This is a genomic window from Listeria grandensis FSL F6-0971 (assembly GCF_000525835.1).
In the GTDB taxonomy this organism is placed as follows: Bacteria; Bacillota; Bacilli; order Lactobacillales; family Listeriaceae; genus Listeria_A; species Listeria_A grandensis.
The window spans coordinates 66,801-77,972 of record NZ_AODD01000003.1; the positions used below are offsets into that span (position 1 = coordinate 66,801).

Consider the following 11,172-nt stretch of genomic DNA (forward strand, 5'->3'; position numbering starts at 1 on the left):
CCATTGTATTTAAAAAAATGCTGTGATAAGCCGTATATTAATGGCTCATCACAGCATTTTCTATATTGAAATAGACACTACTTGCCCTTGTTCCCCAGCTTCAAAAATCGCTTCAATCAAACGCAGTACGCGGTGCACTTCTTCATTTTTAACGATGGGCTCTGCGTCACCGTTTAGTACCGCTGCAAAATTATCGTAAAAATCTGGCATGTCGGCTTCTACTTTTGTGATGGGACTTCTCGTGGTTGATTCTTCCGATGGTGGCGCCATTGTTTTGGTAAGGCCTTGTCCAGCTTGGATTGGCTTTGGTTCTACTTTGGCAACGGTGCGGTCGGGTGCCATGATTTCGCCGCTTAAATCCCAATCATGAATCACCGCGGTGCCTCTGTTCCTTTGACGTACCAGCGGGGAAGCTTCACGTAGTTCGTTGTGCCAACCTCGATTAAGGCTGTTACACCGCTCTCAAACGTGATAAAACTGGTGAAGCCATCATCGACTTCATCACCGAGAATAAAGCTCAAATTCGCTGATACGGACTTGATCGGGCTGTCGGTCATGAATAGTAGCTGATCTAACAAATGCACACCCCAGTCAAGAACCATGCCGCCGCCTTGTGCTTTCAAGTGGCGCCAATCGCCTGGGATACCATTCGCGCCTTGTACGCGAGACTCGATGTGAAACACATTGCCGATTTGTGCTTCTTTTTGTACCATATCACGAACGATGAGGAAATCGCTGTCCCATCGTCTATTTTGATGCACCATGAAAGTCCGATTTGCCGTTTTTGCCACGGCCAAAATCGCTTCTAAATCCGCGCTTGTAATCGTGACTGGTTTTTCACAAACCACGTGTTTTCCAGCCTCTAAAGCCTGCATTGCCAAGTCTTTATGGCTATCATTCGGCGTTGCAATCAAGATCGCATCTACCTCTTCATCCGCCAAAACTGCTTCAAAACTCGTATAGGTTGGTAGCCCTTTTTGCTCGGCGGCAGCTACGCGATCCGGTGCGACATCATAGACGCCTGTAACCGTAATCCCGCTTGCCGCGCCAACTAGCTCGACATGATAGCTTCCCATTCCGCCAAAGCCAACAATGACTAAGTTTTTCATTCGAATTCCTCCTCTTACTTACGCCCACCACATGTCTAATGGTTCATCTTGAATTAAAATTGTTTGCAAATTCGTTACGGCGCGCTGGAAGCCTTCATCAATCGACATCAGCGGATCTTCGTGCTCGATGCTGACAACATAATCATAGCCGTACGTGCGCAGTGCACTCATCATATCGGACCATTCTTTCACGCTATGTCCGCAACCGACTGAGCGGAACGTCCACGCGCGTGTTTGGACATCGCCATACGGTTGCATATCAAGCAGGCCATAGCGGTTGATGTTGTCTTGGTCGAGGTACGTGTCTTTCGCATGGAAATGGTGAATCGCGCCTTCTTTGCCGAGAATCTTGATGGCGCCGACTGGATCGATGCCTTGCCACCAGAGATGACTTGGATCGAGGTTCGCGCCGATTGCTGGACTCGTTGCTGTGCGTAGTTCTAGGAGCGTGTGTGGCGTGTGAACGAGGAATCCGCCGTGCAGTTCGATGCCAATTTTGACGTCGTATTCTTCTGCTAAGTGCCCAATTTCTTTCCAATAGGGAATCAATTTTTCTTCCCATTGCCATTTCTTGATATCGCTGTAAACTGTTGGCCAAGGCGCTACTGGCCAGTTCGGAGCTTTCGCCTCGTCACTGTCACCCGCGGTCCCCGAGAACGTGTTCACGACTGGAACGCCCATCATCGACGCTAGACGAATCGTTTTTCGCAAAATTTCATCAGCAGCGCGTGCTTCTTCTGGATCTGGTGAAATCGGATTATCATGACAACTAAACGCACTAATCATCAAACCACGATCGTCAAACTTCTTCAAGTATGCCAAACGTGCCTCTTCGCTTTCCAGTAGTTCATCGGTCGGACAATGATGGTTTCCAGGATTTCCGCCTGAGCCAATCTCTACTGCGCCAAGCCCCGCTGCTGCTACTTTATCAAGCATTTCGTCCAAACTTAAATTTGCAAATAATGGTGTAAATACGCCTAATTTCATGTTATTTTCCTCCGATCTTTTCTAGTGGTTCTGCGTTACCATATTTCGGGTATACCCAAGAAGTCGGGGCACACCAATTGACGCCGTTTGTGATCACTTTTTGAATGGATTCGTTATGATAGGTTGGATAGGTTTCGTGGCCCGGCTGAAAGTAAAAAATCTTGCCGTTACCGCGCTTATACGTTGCACCACTGCGGAATACGTGCCCGCCTTCGAACCAACTAATGAAAATCAATTCCTCTGGAGCGGGAACATCGAAATGCTCGCCGTACATCTCTTCTTTTTCAAGGTCAATATACTCCGGAACGCCGTCTGTGATCGGGTGATTCGGTGCCACGACCCAAAGCCGCTCTTTCTCGTCCGCCTCCCGCCATTTCAAATCGCAACTCGTCCCCATCAACTTCATGAAAATTTTCGACATGTGCCCAGAATGCAATACAACTAAGCCCATTCCTTCCAAAATTCGCTTATGGACGCGGTTCACAATTTCCTCATCAACCTGGTCATGCGCAATGTGTCCCCACCAAACAAGCACATCTGTATCCGCCAAAATGGCCTCCGTCAAGCCGTGTTCTGGCTCATCTAGCGTCGCCGTCTTGACATCGAGTCCTGATGTTTTTAAAAAGCTAGCAATCTGACCGTGAATCCCATCTGGATAAATTGCAGCAACCTCTTCGCTCTCTTTTTCGTGGCGAAATTCATTCCAAACCGTTACCTTCGTCATTATTTGCCCACCATCTTTCTCAAGTTCTTCAGACCAATCTCCACACTCACAAGCGGCGCCTTTTCAAATGCTTCTTGCTCAATCACGAACCATTTCACGCCATTTTGTTCTGCCAGTTCTGCAAAACGTCTCACAGCTAATACACCGTTGCCAATTTCCGTACTTTCAATCGGTGCTCGTTTCATATCTTTTAAGTGAATGAGCGGCATCCGGTCCGCCCAACGCGCCATATATGGCACCACGTCAACGCCTGCATGATGCACCCAATACGTATCCAACTCGACTTCCAAGCCATGCACACCCGCAAGCAACACGTCCAGAATGTAATCATTGCCCAGCTTTTCAAACTCATGCGCATGGTTATGGTACACGAAATGAAGCCCAGCCGCGCGAATTTTGTCGGAAATCACACGTAGCGACTTCGCGAATTCAATCCACTCCGCCTCCGTCTCGAACTGCGCCCAAGGACAAATGAGGTAGTCATTTCCAAGCTCCTTTTCAAAAGCAATCACGGCATCCAGCTCATCGCGCAGCCGTTCATACGGAATATGCGAGCCCGCAATCCCAAGCCCCAGTTCCGCCAATTTCGCCTTCAAATCTGCCGCCGACCTGCCATAATAACCCGCGAATTCCACGCCATCATAGCCCATCTCAGCAAGGTGCTCGAGCGTTCCGAAAAAGTCCTCCTGACACGCGTCTTGCACACTCCACAACTGAATCGCAATCGGCGTCGTCATTGGAAAAATACCGGTTGTCCCGTTTGCGACGACTCATAAAACGCTTCTAAAATTTGCGTCACCACAAGCGCCTGCTCCGGTTTTACAACAGGATCCGTCCCGTTCAGAATACTATCAATCCACTGCTGCGCCTCAAATTCCGCCGGATCATCGCCCGCACCATCGTAAAAATCAACGCCGCCCGCTTCCAACTGAATTTCCGTCTCATACATTTGGCTATGCGACTCACCATTAATCCGCAAGCCATTTTCCATGTCCGCACCGCCTTCCGTCCCGCAAAGTGATGTCTTCGCCTCACCAACATCCAGCGTATTTAGCGCCCAGCTCGACTCGAGCACAATCGTCGCCCCATTTTCCATCGTGATGAAACCAAACGCCGAATCCTCCACGGTGAACTTCGATGGGTCCCAAGGTCCCCAAGCGTTCGCTGCATTCGCACGTTGCGATAACTTATGATACGCGTTCCCAACCACATATTTCGGCTTATAATTGTCCATCATCCAAAGCGTCAAATCAAGTGCATGCGTCCCAATATCGATCAACGGACCACCACCTTGCGCCTCTTCATCCAAGAACACACCCCAAGTCGGAACCGCACGACGACGAATCGCTTTTGCCTTCGCATAATAAATCTCGCCCAACTCGTTATTTTCACAAACCTCATGCAAAAATTGCGAATCTTTCCGGAACCTGTTTTGATACCCAATCGTCAATTTCTTCCCAGTTTTCACGCTGGCATCAATCATCGCTTGCGCTTCCACCGTTGTTTTCGCCATTGGCTTCTCACACATCACGTGTTTCCCAGCTTCCATCGCCGCAACCGAAATCTCTGCGTGTGAAATATTCGGCGTACAAACATGAATCACATCGATCGTTTTATCTGCCAATAATTCCTTATAACCTGTGTATACGCTTGCATTCGGTGTCCCAAAATCCACTTTTGCTTTCTCTGCACGCTCTACCACGATATCACAAAACGCGACCATTTCTGCTTCCGCTACACTCGCCAAACTCGGCATATGTTTCCCATTTGCAATACCGCCACAACCTATAATTCCAATTTTTAAAGTCATCAAAAAACCTCCATTTGTTTTATTATCTCCATGATACAAAATAAACCGAGGTTTTTCTTCCTAATTTCTTGCTTACTTATTCCCGAATATTGTCCTCCTGTATTTGAGCGGTGATACACCCATCGCACGCTTAAAGGCATGATGAAATGTCTTCACACTACTAAACCCGGCCAACTCAGCCACTTCCGTCACCGGCGTTTCCTCATTTAGCAAGATCCATTTCGCCTTGCTAAGTCGGTAATCGTTTACAAATGTCATAAACGTAATCCCCATATTGCGCTTGAATAGCTTCGTGAAATAATACGAACTAAACCCAACATGATCCGCGACCTGCTGTAACGTAATCGTCTCCTGATAATGGTCCTCGACATATGCAAAAATCTGTTGCAATTTTTCAAGCGTTTCCTGTGATTTACTCGTCGCGTCCTCCGCAGAATCACGCACAAGCCTTGGCACATCTCGATCCAAAACCGCCAACATCTCGTACAATTTCGCCTTCACAACATAGCGATAACCCGCCTTGCGCTGCGAACTCTCCCGATGAATCACCTGCAAAAGTCCCGCAACCAGCCGCGCCACATCCGGATTCCAATCCGCACTCGACGGTGACACATGCAAAAACAAATCGCGCAACCGCTTGCCCTCGTCCTCCGTAAGCGAAAATTCCTGAAAAACATTCAAATCAAACTGCAACACAATCCGCTCACTGTTCGGCGATGCCCAAAAAATAATGCACATCGCCGCCGTTTATCACATAAATCTCGCCTTCTGCCATCTGAATCGGCACATCATTCACGCCAAGGTTCAAACGCCCCTCAATCACGTAAATCAGCTCAATCTCCTTGTGCCAGTGAGGATACACGATAACGCCACCCTCATTCGTAAAACTCCGCATCGGAAAATCCTTATCGAGCGCTGGAAACTCCAAATACAGCCCCATGATGCTACGCCGCCTCGTTCATCTGCATAATCTGAATCAAATTCCCACACGTATCATCAAAAACCGCAATCGTCACCTGTCCATGTGATACTGGATCCTTCGTGAACACAACGCCAAGCGCACGCAATCGTTCATGTTCCTCGTACACGTCATCCACCGCAAACGACGTAAACGGAATCCCCTGCGTATACAGCGACGTCTTAAAAGGTCCCACCGCAGGATTTTCATCCGGCTCTAAAACCAGCTCCACGCCATCCGGCTCCTCCTTTGACACCACTGTAATCCACCGAAATTTCTCCGTTATCGGCACATCTTCTTTTTTCACGAAACCTAATATTTCCGTATAAAATCGTAACGCCTTGTCCTGGTCATCTACAAATACACTCGCTAAATTAATTCTCATTTTTCACAGCTCCCTCACGTTAAATATGGATTTGTCGCTTTTTCATGACCAATCGTTGTCGCGTCACCATGTCCCGCATACACACGCGTTTCATCAGGCAACACCAACAGCCGACTCGTAATACTTTCAATCAGCGTATCAAAATCACCCGTATACAAGTCCGAACGCCCGATACTTCCTTTAAATAACGCGTCCCCAACAACCACAAAATCATCAAAAATAAAGCTCACACTACCAATCGAATGCCCCGGCGTCGGCACCACACGAAACTTGAATCCTTCTATCGTATACTCCCGATTCTCAAATTCATTCTCCGCAGGCACACAAATAATCTCCTTGTTGCTATACTGCGACATCCCCACCGAGCCATTCAACTCCGGATTTCCAAGCCATTCCTGCTCCAGCGGACTCACATAAACAGGCACCCCATAATGCGCCCGAATTTCTTCAAGTGCCCCGATATGATCATAATGACAATGCGTCAATAAAATCGCGACCGGCTTCGTCCCCGTTTCCTCTACTTTTGCAATGATATTTTCCGCGTCACTTCCCGGATCAACAATCAAACAATGCTTTTCATCCGAAATCACATAACAATTCTCCTGTAACAACCCCGTCGCCAAACCACTAATTTTCACCATTATATGCGCCACCTTTTTCTTCTCATTTCCTAAAGTATAGCGCAAACGAAAAAATTAACCAAGGAGGAACCTATAAAAGAAGATGGCTCCATTAAAATTGGAAACCATCCTCTTGCGTTACTTCCTTTAAAATGTTACTATCTCACACTTTTTCTATACCAAAGTAAAACTGCTCCAAAAAGAAGTAACATACCACCGAGAAGAATAAAGCGTTCCTCTGACTGATCTCCTGTTTTCACTAATTTCATTGGTTTTACATCTGATTTAAGCGCCGTATCTGGTTTAACTGTCGGTTCTATCATTGGTGTATCCGTCATTCCCGGCTTTTCAACTGGGACTGTGACTTCCGGTTTTGATATCGGTTTTCCAGTCGGGACTGTGATCTCCGGTTTTAATATCGGCTTATCGACTGGTGCCTCAGGAGTCTTGACTGGAATTTCTGGCTTATTCTCTGGCATTGGAATTTCCGGTTCTGGTAACACAGGCTCCGGTGTGAAGACATGACTATTTTCCTTCACCACTTCCACAGCTGTATCATTTTCACCAATCCCAATTTCAAACGGCACTGCCTCCTTATCCAAAATATAACCTTGAGGCGCAGCCGTTTCAACAAATGCATACACACCCGGATCTAAGCCGTCCACCGTCACTTTTCCAGTTTCATCCGTTATTAAATCTTCTAACAAAACGTTTCCATCTTGGTCCACTAACTCAAATGAGGCACCAGCTAATGTATTCTCACTATTCAGTGCATCTATTTTCGTCAATGTAACCGTTCCCGTTTGCAACTTGTTCTCCGTTCCTAATACGATTGGCGTTACATCTTGGTCCGAAACAATGACCGGGTGTGGCGTACTATCCAATACATATCCCACCGGCGCTTCGATTTCCGTCACCGTATAGTCCCCAAGCGGAAGAGCCTTCGTTACTAAAAATCCAGCTTCATCCATCGCCCCGTCAAAAACAACTTCCGCCTTGTCATTCCTCACTTCATAAACCGCACCAGCCACAGGATTATGATGATTATCTACCTTCTGAATGCTTATTCGACCGTCATATTTTCTCGTAGATACAGCATTGGAATGAATCACATTATTCTCCACCGTTAAAAAAGCTTGGTTAGATAGCAAATCACCGATTTTGAGATCTTCGACATTTACTTGAAAACGCCATTCCATCTTGTCCGTTTTTGGTATATCCACAAGCGTTGTAATCCTAATCTCGTTGTCCACCAGTTGCATATCTACCTTGCTACTATCATACGGCAATAAAATAGGCGACTTAATCCTGCCATCTAATGGGTCAGTAATCGTCGTCCCAGCTGGAATCGCATCCCCATCTAAGGAAGCTAACTTCAGCGTATAAACCAACTCATTATCATCATAGTTAAGCGCCGTTTTATCCACACTTTTGCTTAAAATATAGCTAGTTCCGAAATGTTTAATTGGTTTTACAGGTACCGTTTTGACCACATCCGCTCTGTTACTTGCCGATAATTGGGCAACATTTTGCTGTAAACCAGTATTCACATCATCCACCTGTAGCGAATATTCAATGAAATACGTATCATCTACCGTCAAATCTCCTAATTCCACTGTAAAGCTATTGGTTTCCTTATCCACGTGAATTTTATCCTGAAACTCTGCAGTGACATACTCATATTTTGTCGCCGTCCCCGCTGCATCAAAAGCCGTCACTTTCAAAATTCTAATCTCGTCTTTTGTCATCGTATCACCTGATATCGAAGGCTTAGCCGGTGATGCAATCAATGACGTCCCCACTGGCAATGTATCCGTTATGACGACACTCTTTAAATCCACCCGTCTATAATTCACGACCAACTGAAAACTATTATTTTCAGCATCCATCGTGTTCAGCGTCGCAACCCCATCCTTATCAAAATCACCTTTGTACCACTTATCAAATAATGGTGTAATCGCAACGTTCTGCTTCTGCACATCTGCCGTTACTTGCTTATTTTGTCCCGCATAGTCGACTGCGAACGTTTGCGTATCATGATAAGCATCACCGACAGTCATTAACGGTGCACCAAACTTAATCTCAAAAATACCGTTGAATGCGTCATTATCTCCAATTGCATTCCTATCCACCGAAAATGTGAGCAGATAATTCGTCGCATCACTCGTTACATTTTCTAATTTGAATGGCTGTGGAATATTGGTTTTTGTTGTAAAATCATTTGGATTGTAAACAATTTCTTTCGGTATTGTCACGGTGATATCTCCATGGTCAGCTACGAAAGCACCTGCACTTCCAGAAATATTGACGCGTAAGTTCACTTCCTCTCGACTTTTAATCGTCCCGGTCGCGACCGCTAGTGATGTTTGAATCGAACTAGTCTCTGATTTTGCTGCCCCACTTTGAGCTCCTGCAAACACTCCGAATAGCGGTAAACACAACACCGCAATAAGTATGCAAGCAATATATTTTTTATTTTTCCCCATTGATAGCTAATCTCCTTTTATTCTTTTATTTCAAAAGCGCCATTGTTTTATATAAACCTCAATTCCTAATCATCGTGCCTATGCCTCCCCAATAGTTTTATACACTTCCATCATAATCCCTTCTATACACTGGTTAAAGATGCATTTATATACCATTTGCAAATTATGTGATTTTTTATGACATTTTATGTGTCTATCTAGAGCGACACATAAATGTAACAAGCCTATACTATACTTCTATTAATCACAATCTTTTTAAGAAAGGCGGTTAGAACATGAAATCCTTAAGATTCAGAAAAAAGAAAGGCATTAAGTTTTTCCTCTTCCTATTCCTTGGCTTACTAGTCACTGGCACACTCGTTTATTTTTGTATCCTTTACGTCAAAGCAGAAAAAGTGTTGAATAAAGCTTATCATCCTGTATCCTCTACTGACAAAAAGGCTACAGAAGATACGTTGATGTTCCTAGTGATGGGACTAGACAATAATGCGACTAGAAATCTCGGCAGCTCCAGAACAGATGCTATGATGCTAGTCAGCTTAAATAAGCGCACCAAAAAAATGACACTCTGTAGCATACCTCGAGACAGTTTTGTACAAATACAGTCCGCTAATTATACCGGTATGCAACGAATTGAATCCGCCTATACATACGGTGGCCCAAAGAGCGCTGTGGATACAGTAAAAAAATTATTTAATATACCTATCCATCACTATGTTGTTCTTAACTTCGATTCCTTCATCCACGTGATTGATGCGCTCGGAGGCATTGATGTAAACGTGCCGAAAACATTTGCCGGACCACTTTTCGATACCGGGAAAAAAGTCCACTTTGAAAAAGGCATCCAACATCTAAATGGCGAAGAGGCTCTAGCTTTTTCTAGAGAACGTAAAATCGACAATGACATCATGCGCGGTTTCAGGCAACAACTCGTTCTTGAAGCGGTGAAAGACAAAGCCATGCAACTGAATTCCATTTCAAAATATATAAAAATCATCGAATCTCTAGAAGGCCAAATGCAAATGGATCTCAACATGCGCCAAATAAAAGCAATATTAGAAGACTTTCTGATTGGTAAGGATTATGAGGTAGAACAACTCACCTTTGATTGGCGTGCTTTTAGTAACGGCGGACACAGTATGGTGGAGCTATATCAAGACAGCGTGGATCACGTCGCACACCAGCTACGAGTCTCACTTGGGCTAGAGAAAAAAGATGAGCGTGATAATAAAAAATTCCAAACAAACGGAAAATATAAGTACAAAAGTGACCACACGACAGCAACGCCAGAATCAGAAAAACATGCGGATACATTCCCTGGTGAAGGGCTTTACATTGGGACAGAAGGAAATACAAAGACAGGCGATCTGCCAAATAAGAAAACAAAAACTGGGTTTTATGACTAATGCGCAAAAAAGCCGCTTGAAAATCACATCAGGATTTTCAAGCGGCTCTAGGATACTATTCTTTTATGCCCTACCTTTTAACGATTTTGTTTCCTTTTGTTAAGGAAAACAATAGCTCCAATCGCTACAAGCAAGCTTCCCAATAAAAGAGTTAACAATGAGAAATTGTCTCCTGTTTTTGGTAGTTTACTCATTAGGCTTGTGCGTTCGCCATCCTTACCAGCTTTATCCTTCTTCTCTATCTTGCTAGTACCATTATCTGGTTTAGATGGATTTTCAGGTTTTTGCGGGGTTTCTGGTTGACTTGGATTTTCTGGATTTCCCGGATTCTCTGGTTGCTCTGGGTTTTCCGGCTGACCTGGGTTTTCTGGATCTGGCTTCTTGATAAAGCGAACCGTTTGGTCTAAGTCATTGATATCTTCATGTACCACAACTTCTTTGCCATTGCGGAATAATTTTTCAAAGACAACAACTTCTTTTCCAGCTAGTTCACGTGCATCTAAGTCAAAGGCTACTTCTACGACACCGCTTGGCTCTTCTGGTGTGAAGGTTGTTTCGCCTAGCACTTCTTTACCGTTTGATACGACTGGCATACCTGTTGCTTTATCCATTAGTTTTCCTGTTACCGTATATTCTTTTCCAACGATTAAGTCTTCATAGTATACCTTGTCAATAATGCTTTACTTT

The 11,172-nt window shown here is 45.0% G+C and carries 9 protein-coding genes and 2 pseudogenes; 1 reads left to right on the forward strand and 10 read right to left on the reverse strand.

Annotated features, from left to right (window positions below; all coding sequences use genetic code 11):
• Positions 1 to 60: 60 nt before the first annotated feature.
• From PGRAN_RS04160 to PGRAN_RS04200, 9 genes and pseudogenes are all read right to left on the reverse strand, one after another.
• A pseudogene (locus tag PGRAN_RS04160) lies at positions 61 to 1,109 on the reverse strand (Gfo/Idh/MocA family protein).
• Between the two features lie 18 nt (positions 1,110 to 1,127).
• Positions 1,128 to 2,096, reverse strand: coding sequence for a sugar phosphate isomerase/epimerase family protein (locus PGRAN_RS04165; RefSeq protein ID WP_036065411.1), 969 nt, complete (start codon positions 2,094 to 2,096; stop codon positions 1,128 to 1,130).
• Position 2,097: 1 nt separating this feature from the next.
• Positions 2,098 to 2,820, reverse strand: a complete 723-nt coding sequence (locus PGRAN_RS04170) for a ThuA domain-containing protein (RefSeq protein WP_036065413.1) — start codon at positions 2,818 to 2,820, stop codon at positions 2,098 to 2,100.
• A complete protein-coding gene (locus PGRAN_RS04175; protein WP_036065416.1) occupies positions 2,820 to 3,557 on the reverse strand; it encodes a sugar phosphate isomerase/epimerase family protein in 738 nt (245 codons plus the stop codon). The genes PGRAN_RS04170 and PGRAN_RS04175 overlap by 1 nt, the downstream gene beginning before the upstream one ends.
• Complete coding sequence (locus tag PGRAN_RS04180; RefSeq protein WP_036065418.1) at positions 3,554 to 4,630, reverse strand: Gfo/Idh/MocA family protein; 1,077 nt, start codon at positions 4,628 to 4,630, stop codon at positions 3,554 to 3,556. Before PGRAN_RS04180 ends, PGRAN_RS04175 begins: the two co-directional genes overlap by 4 nt.
• Positions 4,631 to 4,702: 72 nt before the next feature.
• Positions 4,703 to 5,570, reverse strand: a pseudogene (locus PGRAN_RS04185) (AraC family transcriptional regulator).
• A 4-nt stretch (positions 5,571 to 5,574) separates the two neighbouring features.
• Positions 5,575 to 5,973 (reverse strand): VOC family protein, encoded by a 399-nt coding sequence (locus tag PGRAN_RS04190; protein ID WP_036065419.1) that lies wholly within the window; start codon positions 5,971 to 5,973, stop codon positions 5,575 to 5,577.
• Between the two features lie 14 nt (positions 5,974 to 5,987).
• Positions 5,988 to 6,614, reverse strand: a complete 627-nt coding sequence (locus PGRAN_RS04195) for an MBL fold metallo-hydrolase (RefSeq protein ID WP_036065420.1) — start codon at positions 6,612 to 6,614, stop codon at positions 5,988 to 5,990.
• Between the two features lie 137 nt (positions 6,615 to 6,751).
• On the reverse strand, positions 6,752 to 9,079 hold the full coding sequence (locus tag PGRAN_RS04200) for a SpaA isopeptide-forming pilin-related protein (protein WP_036065421.1): 2,328 nt from the start codon (positions 9,077 to 9,079) through the stop codon (positions 6,752 to 6,754).
• Positions 9,080 to 9,354: 275 nt separating this feature from the next.
• Between PGRAN_RS04200 and PGRAN_RS04205 the strand changes: the two genes are divergently transcribed.
• On the forward strand, positions 9,355 to 10,485 hold the full coding sequence (locus tag PGRAN_RS04205) for an LCP family protein (RefSeq protein ID WP_036065422.1): 1,131 nt from the start codon (positions 9,355 to 9,357) through the stop codon (positions 10,483 to 10,485).
• 77 nt (positions 10,486 to 10,562) lie between these two features.
• On the opposite strand, the gene PGRAN_RS04210 is transcribed toward PGRAN_RS04205, so the two are convergent.
• Positions 10,563 to 11,162, reverse strand: coding sequence for a VaFE repeat-containing surface-anchored protein (locus PGRAN_RS04210; protein WP_338151700.1), 600 nt, complete (start codon positions 11,160 to 11,162; stop codon positions 10,563 to 10,565).
• Between the last annotated feature and the right edge of the window lie 10 nt (positions 11,163 to 11,172).

Excerpts from the sequence above, each read along its gene's own strand:
- PGRAN_RS04165 (WP_036065411.1), bottom strand. The coding sequence starts at position 2,096 with ATGAAATTAGGCGTATTTACACCATTATTTGCAAATTTAAGTTTGGAC.
- PGRAN_RS04170 (WP_036065413.1), bottom strand. The coding sequence starts at position 2,820 with ATGACGAAGGTAACGGTTTGGAATGAATTTCGCCACGAAAAAGAGAGC.
- PGRAN_RS04175 (WP_036065416.1), bottom strand. The coding sequence starts at position 3,557 with ATGACGACGCCGATTGCGATTCAGTTGTGGAGTGTGCAAGACGCGTGT.
- PGRAN_RS04180 (WP_036065418.1), bottom strand. The coding sequence starts at position 4,630 with ATGACTTTAAAAATTGGAATTATAGGTTGTGGCGGTATTGCAAATGGG.
- PGRAN_RS04190 (WP_036065419.1), bottom strand. The coding sequence starts at position 5,973 with ATGAGAATTAATTTAGCGAGTGTATTTGTAGATGACCAGGACAAGGCG.
- PGRAN_RS04195 (WP_036065420.1), bottom strand. The coding sequence starts at position 6,614 with ATGGTGAAAATTAGTGGTTTGGCGACGGGGTTGTTACAGGAGAATTGT.
- PGRAN_RS04200 (WP_036065421.1), bottom strand. The coding sequence starts at position 9,079 with ATGGGGAAAAATAAAAAATATATTGCTTGCATACTTATTGCGGTGTTG.
- PGRAN_RS04205 (WP_036065422.1), top strand. The coding sequence starts at position 9,355 with ATGAAATCCTTAAGATTCAGAAAAAAGAAAGGCATTAAGTTTTTCCTC.